Genomic DNA, 22186 nt, shown 5'->3' with positions numbered 1-22186 from the left:
TCTAAAAAGGAGGAAAGTATATGTCTATCAATTTTGATAAATTTGTCCCACGACCAGGTATTGTAAACAAACAGGGACGTTTGCCTGATCCTTCAGAACTAGTTTGTATTGAAGTACCTAAAGTATTTGATCAATGCCTTATAAAAAGATGCCTCGTTTACGATGAAGGCCCAGATACAAATTCAACAGACAACGAACTTAGAAGTAACCCCTTAGCTGATCCTAAAATATATATTGATAGTAGAGATTTCAATGTAACACTTGTGTCAGTTGAAAAAATACCACTTAGAGAGGATCCAGATTTCAAAAAAGTAACTATATCTTACACTATTTCTTTCTACTCTGACTATATTGATAACAACGCTGTTAATAAAACAGAATTTTTTGAAATCAATAGAACAGATGTAATTGGAAAGTTCTACTGTCCTGACTCACTCTCTCAAGTTTCTAACCATTTTGTAAAGGGTGACGAGAAAAAATGTGATAACAATATTATTAAATTAGAAATGGTTGCCAGCGCATTGCAAGGCTTACTTACCAAGGACGAAGGTGGTTGCGACGTTTTGGATATTACATTAGGTTATTACATCGTAGTAAAATGTGAACTTATTGTACAGCTTCTTATACCAGCATATGATTACTGCCCAATACCCAAAGAACCATGTACGCCTACTCCAGAAGAAAATATATGCGAGAAATTTAAGAAAGCTCCTATTCCCAAATTTTATCCAGATCAAAATTTAACACCATTATTTTCAGAATACGATGATGAAACTGAATACGAACGTTAAATTATAACTGGTTTAGACCAAAGTTTTCACAAATCTTACGTATATTCATATACTATATTAGCAATAAGTGCAACTTACTTTATTAATTATGACTTGAAATAAAAATTAAGGAGGATTATATTTATGAATTCGCTTTCAAATAAAAATAATGAAGACTGCTTTGAGCACCACAAAAAATGTGTTGATCCTTGCCCACCAAGGTTTTGTGAATGCAAGGAACGAGAAGATTTACATCCAGTTCCAGGTTCTGCACTTTTAGAGGTTGGAAAAGGTTCGTCTGTACTAATCAATGGTGCTAACGCGCCAACTATAACCGCTGCCAATCCGCTCTTAATAGCTCAAGTTACATTGGATCCAACTTGTTTTTGCTTTGCAAATATTAAGATTGAATTTTCAAGTTTTCTAGTTCTTACAGGAGTACTTGCAGCAACAGATTCAATAACAGTAAGATTAAGCAGAGTACGTTTTGGATACCCTAGTGCAGTAGTAAAAGAACCTCTAGAGACTTTTTCAACAAATCTTTTATTATTAGGTGCGACTAATAGTTTTTCTATCCCATTTGGCTTTATTTTTGGAGAAGAAAACACTAGATTAAGAGAAACTACCTATGTAGTTGAAGTAATAGCTGCAACACTTTCACTTGTTGCTCCTATAAGCACTGGTTCTATTCAATTCACAAATGCACAGATTGCTGCACTAGCTGTTGGTAGTACCAGATTAGGCTAAAAATGCTTAATTAAAATATTTATAATAACTAAATGGGATGCAAGCAGACTTATTTACGCAAATCTGCTTGCATCCTTTTTTACTGTTCTTTTCATTTTAACCCCAAAGTATTTATTGCCTCTTTACTCCATTTCTGTAATTTCTAGGTGATACACCTTTTATTTTTTTAAACATTTTTGAAAAACCTAGTGCATCTATATAACCAACAGAATGAGCAATATCACCTATTATAAGTGTTGAATCTTCCAAAAGTTCACAAGCCTTATCTATTCTAAAATTTATTAAATATTCCTGTGGAGTAATTCCCCAGTGCTTCTTAAAAAATGAACTAAAATAGTTCTTGCTAAGACCAATATTTTCTGACATTTCAGTCACACTTATATTCATGTAATAATTATTCTCAATAAACTGTTGCGTTTTCTCTATGTATATATCCTTATAATTACTCTCCATAGAAATTTCTTTACTTGATTTTTCAATTAACCCCCATAAAAGCACTTCTAATAAATTGTGGGATCTTAAATTTTTACCTTCTTTAATTTTTGAAACATTTATAATATCTTGAAAACAATTTTTAATAAAAGTTTCTTCTTCGCATTGAAATATAGGCTTTTTATCATCAATGCGAGCTAATTTTAGATAGTTTTTAGCATTAATCCCCTTAAATTCAACCCAATAATACATCCATATCTTTTTATTATCAACTTCGTAATGTGTAATAACATCTGGGAAAACAACAAATCCCTGGTTTTTTTTTAATTTATATGATTTTCCATCTGTATGAAAAATACAACTTCCTTCAATTATAAAATTAATAAAAAAATGTTCTCTAACTTCTGGTGCAAATGAATGCGTAGGTTCTTTTTTTCCGTACCACAATTATAAACTTCAAGATCCAATCCTTCTGCATTACTTTCCACATCAAAACCCCCAATAATTAAACAAATTAAATCATCTTCTTAGATTATACCATATCACTCTTATATTAATTCATTTGAATTATTCATATTTTAATGTGAATAATTATGTTATAATCATCCATAGGTAAGTTTTTTTGTAAATACAATTAACATAGCAATGAGTTCTTAGCTATCTATGTTCATACTCAATTGCATGCTTAATTAATCTGGAAAGTGGGTTTTTCTATGAAAATACTATTGGTCTCCGACGTTGAATCAAAATATATATGGGATTTTTTTCAAAAAGAAAAATTTGATGATATTGATCTTATTATTTCTTGCGGAGATTTAAAATCAGAATATTTAAGTTACTTAGCAACCATGATGCACGCCCCTGTATTTTATATCCACGGAAATCATGACAGTGGTTATATAAAAAATCCTCCTGAGGGTTGTGAATGTATTGAAGATAGGTTGATTACATTTAAAGGCGTAAGAATTTTAGGCCTTGGTGGCAGCATGAAATATAAAGAAGAACCCTTTTTATTCACAGAAAGGCAAATGAAAAAAAGGGTTTCCAAGCTTAAATTCAAGCTTTTATTTAATAAAGGATTTGATATATTAGTTTCACATGCACCAGCTAATGGAATTAACGATGACAAAGACTTTTGTCACGAAGGTTTTGTGTGTTTTAATAATCTTATGAATAAATACTCACCAAAATATTTTTTTCATGGACATGTACATATGAACTACGGTAAAAAGCCACGACTTACTAGCTATATGAACACCACAATAGTTAATGGTTATGATTACTACATTCTGGAATACTAACCCTGCTAAAAATAAGTAAAATTTTCAAATTAAATTAATCGAAAATTAAAAGAGAATGTAAATAGATTTATTTAAACAAATCTACTTACATTCTCTTTTATTGATTTTATGGTTTATCAAAAACTCTTCTGTAATCTGTTAATTGAGAACTTCAACATTATCAACAAACCAATCCATATTAAATATTTGTTCTAGAGTTAGCTCTTCATCCTCAGTAACCATCAAGTTACCTTTATTATCACATATTGGACCTGTAAAAGGACTAAACTCCTTGGATAGAAGCATTTTTTTCATAGCCTCCACAAGCTTTTGCACCGGTATTGGTACATATTTTTTAGAATAATATATATCAACTACTCCTTCGGACATACCGTACCAAAAATTTACAAGTTTAGGACTTGAACTAAACATATCTACTATTATTTTAAAGGTATCATTTAGAATGTTATTTAAAATTTTCTCATAATATATTCCCCAATTCCAAATGGGTGCCGCTAAAAATTTATTAGGTTCAATGCTATCATTTTCAAAACTACAAAGCATTGAATAGACTCCATACTTTTCTGTTTCATCTCTCGCTACTTTAAGATTTCTATTTGATATAATATCACAACCATTGCTCCGAAGCAGATTCTCTACATTTGTGAATTTTTCATGACTATTCCACTCATTAGTCCAAGCTACTTTTATCTCTGAATATGGGTTTACTATCTTCGCCCCCAGCGCAAAGGAATTAATTGCTGAAATCACTTCTGATGTAGGACTAGTGGCTGAATATCCTATTACATTAGTCTTAGTCATTGACCCTGCAATAATTCCAGTCAAAAATCTTGGTTCATAAACTCTACCAAAATAGCAGCTCATGTGCTCATAGGGTCTGTCATCAGAACAGTTGAAAAACTTAACTTCAGGGTATTCCATTGCACATTTCAATGTAGCATTTCTAAATATAGGACTAGTAGTAAAAATAACATTATTTCCTTCTTCTGCAAGTAATTTTATATATTCATAGTCAGATCCATTTTCAGGAACATGCTGAATATATTTTGTAGTTATTTGACCACTTAGTTTTTCTTCAACATATTTTCGCCCTAGCTCATGACCATAAGTCCAACCTGAAGTTTCAATACTTCTAGCATAAACGAAAGCAACCTTTAGCTTTTTAGGTATTCCGATTAAATTTGATATAGTTGTAATTACTCCCCCCGACTCATTTTCATTATCGGTTTGAAGTTCTATATTCTTCTCTTTGAAATGAACCAATTCTTTCATAAGTTGCTTTAATCTATTCTCAAGTTCACCTGTATCCATGTAATCATTGATTCCATATAAACAAACATATTCAAGGAATGCATCTCCTGTTGTTATTGGAAGTTTTTGTCCCCCCATTCTAAGATAAACCTCTCTAAATGTATCATATGAATGATTTTTAAAATGCTGATATATATTATCCCCTATTTTAAGCTCCGGATTATATTTTTCAATTAAATTAATTAATTTATGAAAACTATGCCTTTTTGTAAACCATATAGAATTAATCTTTGTTTTATGATAAAATTCTAGAAATTCATAATACACATTGTTTGTCAAATCACCTTCTTTTTTCTTAGGTACCATTCTGATCACTTCCGCAGTGACGGAAAAAGCTCCAAAATATTCCAGTACGCTTACCCTCTTATTTCCTTCAATAACATAAAAATAATTCAAATATTCGTAAACCTTAATTGGATGGTTAATCCCCTCTTCTAGGTGATGGTTGCACACAGCAATCCATTTTCCTCTAAATTCAGATTTCTCTTCAATTATAGGCATAAAATTACATGCAAAACTAACACTTCTTAAATGAGAATACGTACCAATTATTTTTTTTAAAGGTATTTCAAAAACACCTAACTCAACATTTGCAACTATTTCTTCATCCTTTAATATTTCTTCAAGGCAAAGCAGCGGACCTCTAGCTGCGTAATCTTTTCTTCCTTTTTTTCTTGCTTCTTTATAGTGTTCCTCTGCTTCCACAGTGCAACACCTCCCTAAATATATAAAAATTCACGCATTATTAAAAGCATTTCAGTATTACCAAATATAATTACCAAATTAATTATATTTGGTAATTTACTAATTATCTTTTATTATTTTTACTTTAATTGATTCCATCCTTAGTCCTCTCCCTGTAGTTCCTGAAAGTTCACCATTTTTGACCCAATTTTGCCAACCTATATTCTGAACTTGAGCCTGATAAGTTACACTATATCCCGGTGCATTTTCTAGAATAATTCTTACGCCCTCTATCCTTAGACCCTCTCCAGTGGTTCCTGATAAATCCCCATCGTATTTCCAGTCTTGCCAACCTATATTTTGAACATGTACCTGGTATTTTATTTTAGCACCTATTGGTGCATCAACTAAATTCATTTTCAAGGCTTCCATTCTAAGACTTTGCCCTACCGTTCCTGCAAGTTCGTTATCTCGAACTGGTTGTTGCCATCCAACGGTTTCAACATGAGCTGATAAAGTTACACCGCAAGGTGCATCACTAGTCTTAACAATTTTTATATTTATAGCTTCCATTCTAAGGTTTTGTCCCACCGTTCCTGCAAGCTGTCCATCATATACCCAATCTTGCAAACCTTGTTTTTCAACTTGTGCCTGATATGCTACACTATATCCCGGTGCATTTTCTAGAACAATTCTCGCACCCTCTATCCTTAATCCTTTTCCAGTTGTCCCTGCTACATCACCATCGTATTTCCAATCCTGCCAGCCAAGATTTTCCACATGTACTTGATATTTTATTTTGGCACCTTCTAGAACATTTTGTAAATTGATTTTTAATGCTTCCATTCTAAGTCCCTGTCCTACCGTTCCTGACATTTCACCATTATACATATTATTTTGCCAACCTATATTCTCAACATGAGCGTCATACTCTACCCCTAATACATTTGGATCTGTCACATTAACTAAAATTTCCGAAGTTAAATTTCCCTGCTCAGTTTTAGCAATAATATTAGTATTACCACTTTTAACCCCCTTTACTGTTCCATTCTGATCCACTGATGCTATAGAATTGTCACCGCTACTCCAAATCACATTTTTATCTATAGCATTGTCTGGATTGATTAAGGTTTTCAAATTGCTTGTCCCATTAACATTAATACTTATATTGTTCTGCAGTATCTGAATAGATTTAGGTTCAAGAACATTACTGATGGTTTTATATGCATCCACTTTTCCATAACCAAAACTATTATCTTTTCCCATTATTCCCAAATCCAAAGCATTATTTTCCAAAACATTTTTTATATCCTTTGGTGCTAAATCTGGTCTTACACACTTAATCATGGCGGCTAAAGCAGATACAATTGGTGTAGAAAAGGACGTCCCACTTACACACGCATATCCCCCATCTTTGTCAGTAGTTTCTATATTGGTTCCAGGTGCACTAAGTATCACCTTATCGTTATAATCCGAAAAGCTAGCTATGTTATTATTCTCATCAGTAGCTCCCACAGAAATCACATTATCATAGGATGCTGGATACATATATGATGAATTTCCATTATTGCCGGCTGCTGCTACTACCACTATACCGCTACTTATAGCTTTTTGTATTTCTTGATTTTCTATATCTGAATATTCAGTACTTCCCATGCTAAGATTTATGACGTCTACCTTTTTGCTTATAGCATAATCTACCGCAGATATCATATCTGATAAGTAAGAATAACCATCACTATCAGCAGTTTTAAGAGGAAGTATTTTTACAGGTACTTTGGAATCTATTCCTGCTATTCCCTTTGCATTATTTTCTTCTGCAACGATTACACCAGCAACATTGGTTCCGTGACCATTATCATCGGATGTATCTATACTATTATCATAAAAATCATAACCACCATCAAGAATGTTGCCTTGTAAATCCTCATGCTTACTATTTATCCCAGAGTCTATTACCGCTACAATTACATTCTTTTTTGATGTAATATTTGAATCCCATACCTTAGGTAAATTAATATTAGGCACATACCACTGCTGATTATAATCAGTATCATTTGGCACTTCCTGATTTTTTAATGTTTTGTCTTCTTCCACGCTCTCTATTTTAGAATTAACTTTTAAGTTATCATACAATTTTTTCTTATCAGAATCGTTATTTGCTTCAATTACGGAAAGTTTATCATCTATTTTTTTTATAGACTTAATTCCATTTGAAATATCCAAATTTAGCTTTATCTCATCGTTTGAATTCTTATATTTTATAATAAGCCTGTTTGATGTCTTATCGCTTTTACTAGTTGAGTTAACAATCTCTGCATTGGCAGGCTGAACACTTAAACTCACCATATACAATAAAACAATAAAAACTGTACAAATCTTTCTCATGACCCAGACCACTCCCATAACTATTATATTAATTTACACCCTTAGCCTAGAATATATATGCCGATAATTTAAATATATAAATATTTTTTATTTTGTTCTTTTTTGAAAATTTGCTTATGAAATGCTTAATATTGTACCTGTAAATAGTATTATACCATAGCAATAACAATTGCAAATCCTAACCTTAAAATAAAGGTTTAAACATAAAAAACACTAAATTTATAAAATTCAGTGTTTTTATGTTTAGACTTTATTTAATTATAATAAAACACAACTATTTCTTAGGTCCTAAAACCATAAACATATTTCTGCCTTCTAATTGAGCGGATTTTTCAACAACTGCTAAATCTTCCATCTTGCTCAAAAATTGATCAAATACTTTATTTCCTAAATTTCTATAATTATTTTGTCTTCCCCTAAACCTAATAGCTACCTTAACTTTATCTCCATTTGCAAGAAACTTCTTAGCATTTTTAGCTTTAATCTCTATATCATGGTCTTCAATAGTAGCGCTGAGGCGGACTTCTTTTATTTCAAGAGTCTTTTGATTTTTCTTAGCTTCCTTTTGCTTTTTAGACTGTTCATATAAAAACTTATTATAGTCCATTATTCTGCATACAGGTGGAGTGGCTGTAGGTGAAACCATCACCAAGTCCATGTTTTTCTCATCTGCTAATACTAAAGCCTCTTTCGTGTTAATTATGGTACTGTCTTTCCCGTCTAGAAGTCTAATCTCTCTTTCTCTTATTCCTTCGTTAATATTTACGTTTTTATTAATATTCCACACCTCCGAATTTAATTTTTCATTATAATTATATTATCTGTTGTTGGAACGGTCAACCATTCCTTTAACAATATCAATATATTTTTGAGAAACTTCAGGACATATGTCCAATATACTATCCACTACATAATCTATATTCTTATCATCCAATTTTTTTAGGTTCTTTCCATTATCAACAATCACATCGTCACTAACCAAAGATTCATATATGTTACTTACCCCAGGAGCCTGAACGAAATCTTTATTTTCTAAACATTTTTCTGATAAATATAATACTCCTTCTACTACTTCCAGTTCTCCATAAACATATTCTTTTTTTGATTTTGAAGAATCATTTTCATTTGCAACACCATTACCATCATACTTCTGATGTTCAACATGCTTAATATCCAGCCTGTTTTCAAATTCTTTTCTAGTTAAAAAAGTTCTAGCATCTAAATGCATTAATTTTTCTTTAATATGATCTGAGAAATCTTCTCCTAATTCTGATATGAACATTTTTATTGATATGGAACTCTTCCTTCTGTTTTTCATTACCAATATAATCACTCTTCTCTTTCCGACTTGCGGGCTTATTTTTCATACATATTTAAAAAGTCCACCATTCTTTGGTGGAATGAATTAATTTCACAAATGAAGTTAATTATAAAAAATACTTTACCTATCCATATATTAGTATAACACAAATTTAAAAATTAATGTATCTTTATTGGAAACAAATATTAATTAACTATTATTAATGTAATATCTTACAACTATAAAACACATTAACAATATTTTGATACTTATAGTTTAACATACTAATATATTCATAAGCTATTATTATACCATGTTTTTTCCATTTAGTCAATAAATCAAATTTATTAATTTACAATAAAGGTTTTTATAAATTAATGAAGAATAAATAACCTATAGGAGTTTTATATGGAAACCTTTATTGAAGAATTATCTAGCAAAAAAGTTTTATCTAAGGACGATATTATTTTATTAAAACAATATATAGCAAAAAAGTATTTAAACTATACAAAAAAGCAAAAATCCCATGTTTTATCTAAAGCAATTTATAGCATTATAGATAACAGTGTAACCGGTCTTGACAAGCATTATATCAAACTGATTAAAAAGGATATACTTAATAATACTATAATAAAAAACGGAAATCCAGTTTTGTTAAGTGATATATTCCAATTATGTATATCACTTAAAGATGAACCTGATATTTTAGAACATACGTTACTTGACTGGGTTAATTTGCACATTAAAAATAAAATTTCTAAAACCGATTTAGAAATTTATTGTTCAAAAAATCAAGTTCCCAGTGAAGACCTTATAATCACACCATATGCAGAATATGCTATTAAATCTAATTCTGATAGCTATGATTATAATACTAAAAATAGCATTAATTCTATAGTAATTAAATTAAAGAGTAATTCAAAACATTTGGTTTTGGCATTTTTCTCTGTTATTTTAATTATGCTTACTATTATGTCTTTTTTGAAAATTAATAATACTATAATAGGAAAACATAATTCAAGCACTAGCTCTTCATTAGTAAGGCCTAGTACAAATAAAAAATCACCCGCCACTAATATAACGGTGCACTTTGAATATAAAGAAATAAACACCGTAGTACTCAAAACTTACTTAAATTCACATAATTCTCTTTTAGCCGAAGAACCATATTTTTCAACAATAATTGCTGTTTCAAAGCAATACAACTTAAATCCATTTATTTTATTTGCAATTTCTGGACAAGAAGAAGGCTTCGTGTCAAAACAAGACCCAAATTCAAAAAAAATCGCCAATAATCCCTATAATGTATATCACAGTTGGAAGGAATATAACACAAATATTAAAGATGCTAGTGAGATTGCAAGCCTAACTGTAATAAATTTATCAAAAGATAGACCAACAAATGAAGAACTTTTCCATTGGATAAACAGGCAATATGCTGAGGATCCTAATTGGTCAAAGGGAGTAAAAAATATATATGAGGCATTAGAGAAAAATGATTATGGTGGCAATTGATTATACAAGCTATATTCCTCCAAGTTTCCAGTATTTTATGATTTATGAAATACTTTAACTACTAATGCTAATATCCCCGAGGTTATAAACGGTCCTACAGGAACTCCTTTTAAAAGTGCAGCAGCTACTACAGAACCCAAAATAAGAGCTGGCATAACATCACCATGACCATCCGCGGTCAAATATCTTAGTCCCACTCCACTTAAATATGTTGTTATAAAAGAAAGGACAAGTGCTATTATACCAATCCAAGAGGTTAGATTACTTTTTATTTTAATTGAATTAATGCTTCCACTGGCAATAGGTATAAGTATTGCTGCTATAAGAAGTACAAGCGCCCAAAACGTTCCACTATTACTTAGAATAGGAAAAGCATACTTATCAACATGTAAAAGTTTTATAATAAGTAGCACTGCCACAGCAATAGAAACAGAATCTGCTTTACCAATCACCGAAATGGCTAATAATATAATAAGCATTATATTAGCTTCCATATACATCATCCCTCATAATTAAACTTAGACATCTAAAAAAATATAACTGGCGTACTTGCTTGATATCTTTTTTAAGATACCTTATATTAATATTAATATTTTAGCTTACCGCTAATTATTCATAAAAAATATTGTATAAAATTTCGTTCATTTTCCCATATTATACGTATTAATATTATGGATGAGGTGATGAATTTGTACAAAAATTTCAAAGTAAAACTACTTATTTTCCTAATGGCTCTTTCAATTTTATATCCCTGTGCTAAACCATATGCTTTAGCACAGGCACCTAATAATATAAATCTTATAGCAGATTCTCTAAACACAGATTTTTCTTCAAAACGCTTTCGTAAAACTTGTTCTCAACTAAATTTAAATAATGTAGACTCCTTAAATCTAACTGGATTAAAAACGTTAAATATTTCTGGAAGTAGACAATTTTCCGCTGAAAACCTATCAGAAATTATTAACCATATAGGTATTGAGGCACCTATAACAATAGTTGACCTAAGGCAAGAATCCCACGGTTTTATTAATAATTTACCAGTTAGCTGGGCTAATGATCATAACAATGCAAATTTGGGTTTAACAAGAGATAAGATTCTACTTGACGAAACAAATAAACTCACGGCAATTAAGTTAAATAAACCCATAACCTATTACAATCATCCTGATAAAACAATTATTCCAATCAAAGTTGAAAATGAAGAATCTCTCACTAAATCAAAATTGCTATCTTACGAAAGAATTCCAGTTACAGACGGTAAAATTCCTCAGGACAACATAGTTGATTATTTTGTTAATTTTGTTACAACTAATCCTAAAAATACTTGGTTACATTTCCATTGCAAAGAGGGTATTGGAAGAACAACTACATTTATGATAATGTATGATATGATGAAAAATTCTAAACAAGTTTCTGAAAATGACATTATAAGGCGACAGATGTTACTATCAAATTTTAATTCAAAGGAAATAAGTTCTTTTTGTAATAGTGAACGTACTGAATTTTTAAATAAATTTTACCTATACTGTAAAATACATAGTTGCTGCTCCTATGATCAAAGCTTTTCTGATTGGAGGAAATCATTAAACACTTCAATGCCTTCAATAAACACACACTATAAATATATAAAAAACTCAATTGAACCAAAAAAATTATATGTTATTTCAGAAGATAACATGACTTCTGATGAAAAAACAATGATAGCTACACTTCAAGGTTTAATTAGTAATCGTTGTTCTTCTCAAATCTATACACTAAGTTCCTCTGAGCCTGATTACAATATATGGCTAAAAGATTTAAAAAGTAGCAAGGGTATAAACTATACTGTTATATCTGACCCTTGGCAACTAGTAAAAATTTTCAAAAAAAGTATAGCTGGTTATGTGCTTTATGATAATAAGACACATAACGATCCATCAATAAATAACGCTTGCTCCCTTGCATCTTTAAATAACTGCATTGCCATAGATGAAAATTTGGAAATCAAGTCAAAAGCCCAAGGATTATCTCTTAAAGGAGATTGTCGAAATACCGATAAATACTGGGCATATAATAATTTGTGGAACCATGGACTAAATCACACAACAGTAATTGAACTTTCACCAGATAAAGCTTCCCCATTACGTGATTATGCTGTAATGGCAAAATCTCTTGTCTTTTACGAAGACAGCATCGTTAAAACAGATCTTAGAGATAAGATATTCTCCTCTATGAAAAATGGAGGTTTAGTACTCGGTTGGGGGCCCGATGAATTTATTAATGTAAGCTTAGCATCAAAATATGGGCTAAGCATAGTTCCAGCAGATTGGTCCTATAATTTATCTGTATTAAGTGCCTTTCCCACTTACTCAATTAATCAAAAAAAAGATATAAATACTACTATTGAAAAAAACAAACATTATGTTACCTTCCTGATGTCTGACGGAGATAATCAGCAGTGGAATCTTGGAACTAATTATGGTTCTTCTAATTGGTATGGTTCTCCCTTTAGAGGTAATTTAAAAATGGGTTGGTCAATAAGTCCATCACTATATTATTTAGCTCCAACAGTGTTTAAACTGTATTATGAAAATGCAAAACATGATTATTTTGTAATTTCGCCCTCTGGCAATGGCTATATGTATCCAAGTAAATTCCCCAAAAATAAATTGGATACATTTACTGATGACCTAAATATCTATGCTAAAGAAACCCATGAGGATTACGTTGCAATTATTGATGATGCTTCACTAAATAATGATAAACTCTGGGGCAAATACACTTCCAAATCTAATATAAAAGGCTTATTTTATCTGGACTACCACAGACAGGATAACTATCATGGTGAAATTAAATGGTCTAATGATAAACCAATTGTGTCATGTAGAGATTTGTTATGGTCAGGAATAGAAAATGAAAGTGACTTAATAAATAGAATAAATGAACGTACTAAAAAAGGATACACTGATACCCATAATCCTAATAGCTATACCCTTGTTTATGTTCATGCTTGGAGTAAAAACATGAGTAATATAAATACTGTTGCTACAGAATTACAGAAAAACCCTAATGTTAAAATCGTAACCCCTAATGTGTTTATGGATCATATAAAAACATATGTCATCCATTAATCTTTTAAACTTTGTCTGTCTATGTTTCAACTTATATTTACATATTTATAAACATATGCTATTTTTTTAATTTTTAAAATTATAAAATATGGTTCAGCAAGTAAATTTATGTTATAGTAAATCTAAGAATACATTTTTCCACAAATTTACTAATGAACAAGGAGATTATTGTATGAAAGATAATACTAAAATAAAATTAATTGATGAACTTCTTGAGAAAACAGATATAGTTAGACTTAGCAATCCAGAAAAAACTATAGCACTTGCTAAAAAAGCCATAACTTTGAGCAAAGAAGTTGGTTATAATCTAGGAATTGCTGTTGCAAATTTTAGAATAGCTGATTCCTACAGGAATCTTGGGAAATATGAAGATGCTATAGTTTTACTGCTAGACTCTCTTGATTTTTTTATTAAGGAAAGTCTTTATGACCTCCAATGGAGTACGTATAATTGCCTTGGAATTATTTTTGGTGATTTAGGTGATTACGAAAGAAGTATGAACTTCTATAACAAATCAGAGATTGTAGCTAACCAGATAGATTCTGGAAAAAAATATAATGCTAAATTCACTTCAAAAGAAGCAAAAGTCATTACCCTGAACAATACAGCTGAAAATTATAAATTATTAAAGGACTATAAAGAGGCTTTAGCATATTGCAATTCTGCTTACGATATTGACAAAGAACAAAATTTTCAGTTATCAAAGGGAATAACTATCCTTAGTTTAGGTGAAGTATATTATCTTCTAAATTACTACGAGAAGGCTACTTCTCTAGCACATAGTGCTTTGAAATACCTACGATATTATAATTATACTTTGGCAGAATCTGATGCTTATAAACTTATGGCCCTGGCATATTGGAAACAAGAAGATTTTACCAATGCCGAGAAATATTTTGAGATAACTATAAATATGAATAAAAAACAGGCTACGTCATTTTACGAAATAGATGCATTTTTAAACTACTATGAATTTTTGGAATCACGACAACATTTTGACAATGCTCTAAATGCATTAACTCATGCTTTTGATTTATCTATGAAAAACAATGAGCTTAATAAGATCTCCAAAATATCCGGTCTTTTAGGTGTTTTTTATGAAAAACTAAATAATAAAAACAAAGCTTTTGAGTATTATAAAATTCATTATAATTATTACAATAAGCTTCTTGGTTCCTTTAATAATCAAATGGTCAAAAATTTAAATATTAGAAATAGAATGCAAAAAATAGAAAAAGAAATGACTGTGAAAAATGAAAATTTAAAAAAACAATCTGAAGATTTACAGACTGTGGTTGAAAAAATATCTATTATAAGCAAACTAGGTCAAAAAATCACTGCTACCACCAATCTTAATTCTATAATTGATATACTTGACTCAAGTATTAAAAGCTTTATGGATTTAACATATTTCGCTATAGGCCTATATGATGAAAAAAGGTCTGTTATAAATTATCTTGATGCAATTGAAAATAATAAAAAAATAAAGAAATCAAATACATCAATGGATAACAAGCATAGTTTTGCAACTAAATGTATAGAAACATCGGAAATTATTATAATTAATGATATAAGTAAAGAATATTCAAAGTATATAGATGACATTACCTATGAAGAAATATCAATTCAAAATCACTATGAAATAAATTCCCTTGTTTTTTTGCCTCTTTTAATCAACACAAAAGTTATAGGAGTACTTACAATACAAAGTTCAAAAAAAGATGTTTTTAACTCCTATCAAATAGAGATGGTTAAGTCACTTTCTTCATATGCAGCTATTGCAATAAACAATGCATTAAAATCTAGGGAATTAGAAAATTTGAACAAGGAACTGCTCTTTTTATCACAACATGATAGTATGACTAAAATTTATAATAGAGGAAAATTTGATACATACCTAAATGATGTGTGGAATAAAAGCCTTACTGAAAAAACCAGTATATCCTTAATTTTATTGGACATTGACTATTTCAAAGAATATAACGATAATTATGGGCATGTAGCTGGGGATAATTGTATATTAAAAGTAGCTAGCTTTCTTCACAATTTGACAAAAGATAAATATTTTATAGCAAGGTATGGTGGCGATGAATTTATAATCGTACTTCCGAATACCCTTCTTCAAGAAGCACTCTATTTTGGAAAAATTATAAAAACAGAAATAAACAATTTAAGTATTCCGCACGAATTTTCAGAGCTTTCAAATATAGTTACCCTGTCTATTGGTGTTGCTTCAATTATACCAAATAGTAATAATACAATAAATGAATTCATTAAAAAAACTGATGATGCACTTTATTGTGAGAAAAACAATAGAACAAAGGACATTGTTATTAAAGGCTAGAATAAAAATTTGTTCCATTTTTAGAATTTTTGGATTATAATTAGGTTAGGAAGAGAAGTATTTATGATACACTATTTTCTTATGAAAAAATATAAATAATATATTTATGGAGGTTAGTTATGTTAGTTTCAACAAAAGAAATGATAATCAAAGCTAAAGAAGGAAAATATGCTGTTGGTCAATTTAACATCAACAATTTAGAATGGACAAAAGCTGTATTATTAACCGCACAAGAAAACAATTCCCCAGTAATTTTAGGAGTTTCTGAAGGCGCTGGAAAATATATGGGCAGTTATGTAGCTGTTGTAGGAATGGTTAATGGCTTACTTAAAGGCTTGAAAATCACTGTTCCTGTTGCCTTGCATTTAGACCACGGCGGCTATGAAGGTTCTTTTGATGCAATTGAAGCTGGATTTTCTTCAATTATGTTTGATGGTTCTCACTATGCTATAGATGAAAATATTGAAAAAACAAAAGAAGTTATAAAAGTTGCTGCTGCAAAAGGAATTTCTGTAGAAGCAGAAGTTGGAGCAATCGGTGGCGAAGAAGATGGAGTTATCGGTGGCGGCGAAGTTGCTGATCCAGCTGAATGCAAAAGAATAGCTGATCTAGGCGTTGATATGTTAGCTGCTGGTATTGGTAATATTCATGGCGTATACCCAGCAAACTGGACTGGTTTAAAATTTGATGTTTTAGCTGAAATAGAAAAAACAGTAGGAAGTATGCCATTAGTTTTACATGGTGGTACAGGCATTCCTTCAGATATGATAAAAAAAGCTATCTCACTTGGAGTTGCTAAAATCAATGTTAACACTGAATGTCAATTATCTTTCGCAGCAGCTACTCGTAAATATATTGAAGATGGAAAAGATCTACAAGGAAAAGGTTTTGACCCACGTAAACTATTAGCTCCTGGTTTTGAAGCAATCAAAGCTACAGTTAAAGAAAAAATAGAGCTTTTTGGTTCAGTAAACAAAGCTTAATATTTAGCAAAAAAACAGCTTATATAATCTTTAATTAAAGATTATATAAGCTGTTTTTCTTTCAACTACCAATCCTATTATTTTTTCAATATGCCTTATACATTTTCGGACATATCTAAATTCAGTTCTTCCTCGCTACTGTAACTTTCATTGCTTGAAACTCTTGTTAATACTATTCCACCAATAATAAATAAAATTAAAATACTAAATATACCATTACTTGACTTACCTGTAACTTGAGTTGCTACTGCCACCATAAAAGGTCCTAGTATTGCTGCAAACCTTCCGAATATATTATAGAATCCGAAAAATTCATTACTTTTCTCCCTTGGTATAAGTTTTCCAAAATACGATCTACTTAATGCTTGAATTCCACCCTGTGATGTTCCTACTAGCATTGCGAGTATCCAAAATCCAAGGGTATTATGAATAAAATTAGCATATATACATATAATTGAATATATTATTATACCCACATATAGCATTTTCTTACCCCTGAATTTTTGTGAAAGCTTACCAAATATTATTGCACTAGGAAAAGCAACAAACTGAGTTGCCAATAATACGATAAGTAGCGTTGTAGAAGTTATTCCAAGATCTGCACCAAAGGAAGTGGCCATAGTTATAATGGTATTTACTCCATCTATAAAAAAGAAATAAGCTATTAAGAAAGTAACTATATTTTTATGACTTTTTATGTGTTTAAATGTTGATCCTAATCTTTTAAAACTATTCCTTACTATGTTTGGTTCTCTTTCAATTCCGTAAACCTGCTTTACATTTTTCATAATTGGCAAAGAAAATATTGTACACCATACTGCAGTAATTACAAAATCTATCTTACAAGCAACTCCTATAGATATAGGAATTATTTTCATCTGAGCTAATATGACTATACTCATACATATTGCAAAAGCCAATATATTTCCTAGATACCCTGCTGCAAATCCAATAGAAGATAACATATCCATCTTAGGTTTTGGAGTGACATCTACTATAAAAGCATCATAAAATATATTGCTTCCAGAATTACCTATAGTGCTTACAACAAAAATAACCATTAATAAAATCCACGAGGAATCTGGAACAACTCCCATCATTGCTGTGAATACTATTCCCAAAATACAAAATACTCTAAAAAACTTCATTTTATATCCCTTATAATCCGCAATGGTTCCAAGAATAGGTGCAGCTATTGCTATAATTAAACGACTTATAGAATTTATATATCCCCAGTAAGAAGTTGACATAACGGTAGACCCACCGGCATTTGTAAATACCATTCTAAAATAGATTGGGAGTATGGCAGTTATAATTATCATGCTATATGTGGAAATAGTGCAATCATATAGTATCCAACTTTTTTCTATTTTATTATATTTGCTCATCAAATTCACTCCTCTAATAACTCTTCTAAAATTTTTCCATCGCTACTTTTAAGTTCCACTCCTAAAAGTTTCGCAAAAGTAGGCCCTTCATCTATAAGACACATTTTTTCTATTACAACACCTTTTTTTATTCCCTTTCCTACTGCAATAAACACAGTTGTGTAATCTTTTTTAAAGGGTGAATACCCATGAGTAGATAATGTATAATGTGATGATTGCTTTGTGTTTTCAATGCTTATATCTTTTATGGGTTCTCCATCTATTTCATCCTGAAAATAATATGAATTTGTTGCCTCAAGCATGAGCGAGCAATTGGGATCTGCTCCAAATTCCTCAGCTTTTTCTCTAGAGTATATTTCATCTATACATCCATACTTATCATTAAATTCTTTAATTATCTCAGTGATTTCATTTAATATTTTAGGATCATTGTTCTTCACATATACATAGGCTGATCCATCACAATTTTTTGTTATAGCTGTATATTTTAATATTTTTCCCTTTGAATCTACTTGAATATATCCCTTTTGTTTTAAAACTACATTCAGATTAATAACTTTATTTTCATCAATGCTACTGTGATCCCCTAAAATAATAATAGTACTTTCTTCATATATTCCTTTTTCTTTAAGCGCCTGCATTATTTGCCCTATTCTTTTATCATGCCTTTTTAATGCAAGTTTTGCCTCTTCAGAATAAAACCCAAATTCATGCCTTATGCTATCCAAATCTGTGTAATGAACTAAAGTCAAATCTAATCTTTTATTTTTTATAGTATGTAATAATGATTGATGTGTAAAATCATCCAGGTTCGGTTGTTTTATTCCATCTCTCAAATGTCCAAATTTTTTATTTAACTTGTATTGGAATATAGGACTTCCATTTATTAATGAAACCAATATTTGATTTTGCCAAGGTCTATTAGCAAGAATTTCCGGCATGTTATACTGTATCTTTGACTTTGCTGTTACTGGCCAAAATAGTGACCCTACCTTCATGCCATTTTGTATTGCCAAATCGTAAAAGGTATCCCCTTTTATGCTTTTCCTATGCCAATACCAATCAGGATTACTCCTGTTAACCTGTAATAAAGTGTTATTTATTACGCCATGATTTTTAGGATATTTTCCTGTCACAATACTTACATGTGCTGGATACGTTAATGTAGGATATACGCTATACACATTTTTGCAGAAAGATGCTGAAGTTAAAAGTTCTTTGAAGTTTGGTAAATTACTAATGTATTCAAAGTCTAACGTGGACAAGCCATCTAATGAAATAACATATAAGTATTTTGCTAATCTTTTCATGTGCTATTACTCCTTGCCTATAATTTTATTGCTACTCTAACCCTATAATATTGAATATTATAAGTAAAGATAATCAACTTAATATTTACACTAATAATATATATTTAACAAACCAGATCCATAGATGAAAAACATTTGATAATTACAATTGGCAATAAAATAGGGATGCAATTAGACTTGTATAAACAAATCTAATTGCATCCCTTGATTTTTTTAGGCAATTATAAAACCTTTAATCCTTAATTTATATATCCCTATGAGAAATTTTATTTTCCTTCAAAAGGTCCCTAATTTCCTTGAGTAATAGTGCTTCCTCTGATATTTTCGGATCTTCTAGTTCCTTAGCCTCGGATTTTTTTTCTAATTTAAATTTGCCTATTAATTGAATAAACAAAAATATAGAAAAAGAGACAATTAAGAAATCCACTATATTTTGAATAAAACTTCCGTAATTTAGAGTAACCGCAGATACATGACCATGTGCTGCTTTAATAACTATATTTAAATCTTTGAAATTAATTCCTCCCGTTAGTGCTCCAATTAATGGCATAATAATATCATTAACCAAAGACGTAACAATTTTACCAAAAGCACTACCAACAACAACTCCAACTGCTAAGTCTACTACGTTTCCCTTTATTGCAAATTCTTTAAATTCTTTTATCATTAAAATTCCCCACTCACTTTATTTTCTATTGATCCATCAATTATATCATTTTGATGAAACGATATTATAGTGGAAAATTATAGTGATTTTATAGATTATAATTTTTTTGCTATATTGTTTAACTCTTCTGTTGATGCTGTAATTTCTTCTATGCTTGCAGTAATTTCCTCAGTAGCGGAGGCTTGTTCCTGACTTGCCGCTAGTGAACTTATACTCTTTTCGCTTACTTCATTCACCTTTGCTATTATATTATTTGTAAGCATATTAATTTTAGGAACAGTACTTTTTGACTGCTGAGAAAGATTCCTTATTTCTTCTGCAACAACACCAAATCCTTTGCCAGCTTCTCCAGCTCTAGCAGCTTCAATTGCTGCATTTAATCCAAGCATTTTTGTTTCATCTGCAATCTCTTTAATAAATGATGAAACTTCGTTTATTTCTTCTGACAATTTAGTTATTTCTTTAATCTCAGCATTAAGTTCTTGCTCATTGGTATGTATCTGAGATGCTGATGCTGCTAATTCTTCTATAGCGGCCGCTATTCCAGTAAGGTTATTTTCAAGATTATTTGACATATCACGTAAATCCGAAGCAATTTCTTTTGGAGTTATTATAGTTAATGTTGCAACTATCTCCTCAGAATTTTCTTCATCATGTAGTGGATAGCAAGCTTCTAAAACATTTACACCGAAGACAGTTCTATCTAACTCCGTAATAATTTCTTTTCTTTTTTCAATAGTCTTCCTAGCAATAGAGTCATCTTTTAATATATCTCCATTCTGTAGAGAACTAATATCAAATTTCGCTGAAGCCTGCTTGTACAAAATTTTCTCTAAATTTGTTACAAACATAACAGATCCTTCTGGGAACATTTCAGCAATAATTGGTGCAAAATCCTTAAAAGATTTCACCACTGGATGTATTTTAGGCAATAACATAGAAAAAGCACCTACTATTTGCTCTTCTTCATCTACTATAGGAATTGCCACAGTATTAAATCTACTACCATATAATGAACTAGGAATACTCTGTTTTAAAGTTTTCCCCTCATTCATTGCTTTAGCTGCAATGCTATCATCTTTTATTTTCTCTCCAATATTAAAAATATCCAAATTAAAGTTACTAGACTGTTTTCTCCACTGTATCGTATCTTTTTCTATGTATAAAAAAAGAACTCCTCCAGGTATTATATCCACTTGTACTTCCGCAAGTGTTTTTAAATACTCCAATCCATTTATTGAAATCATGATATCAACTCCCTATCTAAATTATATTTAAAAATTTCTGATTTTAGTTTTAATACATTTAATATTATAATTATACGTTCCTTGATTATAGTTATACCTTCTATACTATTTTGGCTAATTCCCGCCATCTCATTAACCAAATGTTGTATTAATTCACCTTCAATTTTTAATACCTCAGATACATCATCCACAATAATTCCCAATTTAATTCCTTCAATCTCAAGTATTAATAATCTGCTATCTGCACACCTTTGTGAGTCACCAATTGCAAATCTTTTTTTCAAATCAAATATTGGTATAACTTTCCCTCTTAAGTTAATAATTCCTTCCACAAAAATAGGAGTATTGGGCATATTTGTTATCTTGGGTATACGTATTATTTCTTGAGCACAGGAAATATTCACAGCGTACTCTTCTAACCCTAAATTAAAAACAACTAATTGACAATAACTCAAATTTACACATCTCCTTTCAAATTTAAACTTTAAAATATTCTTTAATATAAATTAATATTTTATAAAATTAACTTTATCACATACCATAAATTTGTCAACTTTTATAATATATTTAATTATTTCCCAAAAAATAAATCATAATATACGTTTTTTTGTATTATTATTACATGTATTTGTTTCCATGGAAATATTAAAATATGCCGTATTACTTTTTTAAGTAATACGGCATATTGA

Annotated in this window: 18 protein-coding genes; 7 read left to right on the top strand and 11 right to left on the bottom strand. The window is 30.3% G+C overall.

What is annotated here, in order from left to right; genetic code table 11:
- Positions 1–20 precede the first annotated feature (20 nt).
- Complete coding sequence (locus tag BR66_RS0117560; RefSeq protein WP_026884072.1) at positions 21–791, top strand: hypothetical protein; 771 nt, start codon at positions 21–23, stop codon at positions 789–791.
- Between the two features lie 123 nt (positions 792–914).
- The gene (locus BR66_RS0117555) at positions 915–1517 is read left to right on the top strand and encodes a DUF4489 domain-containing protein (protein WP_026884071.1); all 603 of its coding nucleotides are present in this window, start codon (positions 915–917) and stop codon (positions 1515–1517) included.
- 111 nt (positions 1518–1628) lie between these two features.
- Here the strand turns inward: BR66_RS0117555 and BR66_RS24205 are convergent, their stop codons facing one another.
- On the bottom strand, positions 1629–2396 hold the full coding sequence (locus BR66_RS24205) for an AraC family transcriptional regulator (RefSeq protein ID WP_242841177.1): 768 nt from the start codon (positions 2394–2396) through the stop codon (positions 1629–1631).
- 266 nt (positions 2397–2662) lie between these two features.
- Between BR66_RS24205 and BR66_RS0117545 the strand changes: the two genes are divergently transcribed.
- A complete protein-coding gene (locus BR66_RS0117545) occupies positions 2663–3250 on the top strand; it encodes a metallophosphoesterase family protein (protein WP_026884070.1) in 588 nt (195 codons plus the stop codon).
- A gap of 138 nt (positions 3251–3388) precedes the next feature.
- Here the strand turns inward: BR66_RS0117545 and BR66_RS0117540 are convergent, their stop codons facing one another.
- The 4 genes from BR66_RS0117540 to BR66_RS0117525 form a co-directional block, all read right to left on the bottom strand.
- Positions 3389–5266, bottom strand: a complete 1878-nt coding sequence (locus BR66_RS0117540; protein WP_026884069.1) for a BMP family ABC transporter substrate-binding protein — start codon at positions 5264–5266, stop codon at positions 3389–3391.
- A gap of 99 nt (positions 5267–5365) precedes the next feature.
- Positions 5366–7633 (bottom strand): S8 family serine peptidase, encoded by a 2268-nt coding sequence (locus BR66_RS24950; protein ID WP_051624290.1) that lies wholly within the window; start codon positions 7631–7633, stop codon positions 5366–5368.
- Positions 7634–7907: 274 nt separating this feature from the next.
- A complete protein-coding gene (infC, locus tag BR66_RS0117530; protein WP_026884068.1) occupies positions 7908–8420 on the bottom strand; it encodes a translation initiation factor IF-3 in 513 nt (170 codons plus the stop codon).
- Between the two features lie 30 nt (positions 8421–8450).
- Positions 8451–8951 carry a hypothetical protein gene (locus BR66_RS0117525; protein WP_035796583.1) on the bottom strand — a complete coding sequence of 167 codons (501 nt, stop codon included), beginning with the start codon at positions 8949–8951 and terminating at the stop codon, positions 8451–8453.
- Between the two features lie 390 nt (positions 8952–9341).
- Between BR66_RS0117525 and BR66_RS24195 the strand changes: the two genes are divergently transcribed.
- The gene (locus BR66_RS24195; protein WP_051624289.1) at positions 9342–10448 is read left to right on the top strand and encodes a glucosaminidase domain-containing protein; all 1107 of its coding nucleotides are present in this window, start codon (positions 9342–9344) and stop codon (positions 10446–10448) included.
- 35 nt (positions 10449–10483) lie between these two features.
- On the opposite strand, the gene BR66_RS0117515 is transcribed toward BR66_RS24195, so the two are convergent.
- Positions 10484–10942, bottom strand: coding sequence for a DUF441 domain-containing protein (locus BR66_RS0117515; protein WP_026884066.1), 459 nt, complete (start codon positions 10940–10942; stop codon positions 10484–10486).
- Positions 10943–11137: 195 nt separating this feature from the next.
- Here BR66_RS0117515 and BR66_RS0117510 point away from each other — a divergent pair, with 195 nt between their 5' ends.
- The 3 genes from BR66_RS0117510 (at position 11138) to fba (ending at position 16885) form a co-directional block, all read left to right on the top strand.
- Positions 11138–13558: a GxGYxYP domain-containing protein gene (locus tag BR66_RS0117510; protein WP_026884065.1), complete on the top strand. Its 2421-nt coding sequence runs from the start codon at positions 11138–11140 to the stop codon at positions 13556–13558.
- A 172-nt stretch (positions 13559–13730) separates the two neighbouring features.
- Positions 13731–15902: a diguanylate cyclase domain-containing protein gene (locus BR66_RS0117505; RefSeq protein WP_026884064.1), complete on the top strand. Its 2172-nt coding sequence runs from the start codon at positions 13731–13733 to the stop codon at positions 15900–15902.
- A 119-nt stretch (positions 15903–16021) separates the two neighbouring features.
- The gene (gene fba / locus BR66_RS0117500) at positions 16022–16885 is read left to right on the top strand and encodes a class II fructose-1,6-bisphosphate aldolase (protein ID WP_026884063.1); all 864 of its coding nucleotides are present in this window, start codon (positions 16022–16024) and stop codon (positions 16883–16885) included.
- 95 nt (positions 16886–16980) lie between these two features.
- Here the strand turns inward: fba and BR66_RS0117495 are convergent, their stop codons facing one another.
- The 5 genes from BR66_RS0117495 to BR66_RS0117475 form a co-directional block, all read right to left on the bottom strand.
- Positions 16981–18273 (bottom strand): MFS transporter, encoded by a 1293-nt coding sequence (locus BR66_RS0117495; RefSeq protein ID WP_026884062.1) that lies wholly within the window; start codon positions 18271–18273, stop codon positions 16981–16983.
- A 5-nt stretch (positions 18274–18278) separates the two neighbouring features.
- Positions 18279–19583: an alkaline phosphatase family protein gene (locus BR66_RS0117490; protein ID WP_026884061.1), complete on the bottom strand. Its 1305-nt coding sequence runs from the start codon at positions 19581–19583 to the stop codon at positions 18279–18281.
- 244 nt (positions 19584–19827) lie between these two features.
- On the bottom strand, positions 19828–20250 hold the full coding sequence (gene mscL, locus BR66_RS0117485; protein ID WP_026884060.1) for a large-conductance mechanosensitive channel protein MscL: 423 nt from the start codon (positions 20248–20250) through the stop codon (positions 19828–19830).
- Positions 20251–20345: 95 nt separating this feature from the next.
- On the bottom strand, positions 20346–21497 hold the full coding sequence (locus BR66_RS0117480; protein WP_026884059.1) for a methyl-accepting chemotaxis protein: 1152 nt from the start codon (positions 21495–21497) through the stop codon (positions 20346–20348).
- Positions 21494–21952, bottom strand: a complete 459-nt coding sequence (locus BR66_RS0117475; RefSeq protein ID WP_026884058.1) for a chemotaxis protein CheW — start codon at positions 21950–21952, stop codon at positions 21494–21496. Before BR66_RS0117475 ends, BR66_RS0117480 begins: the two co-directional genes overlap by 4 nt.
- Between the last annotated feature and the right edge of the window lie 234 nt (positions 21953–22186).

It is taken from the genome of Clostridium akagii DSM 12554 (assembly GCF_000686725.1).
In the GTDB taxonomy this organism is placed as follows: Bacteria; Bacillota; Clostridia; order Clostridiales; family Clostridiaceae; genus Clostridium_I; species Clostridium_I akagii.
The sequence above is the reverse complement of the archived record's forward strand: the minus strand, read 5'-3'. Positions and strand labels throughout refer to the sequence as shown.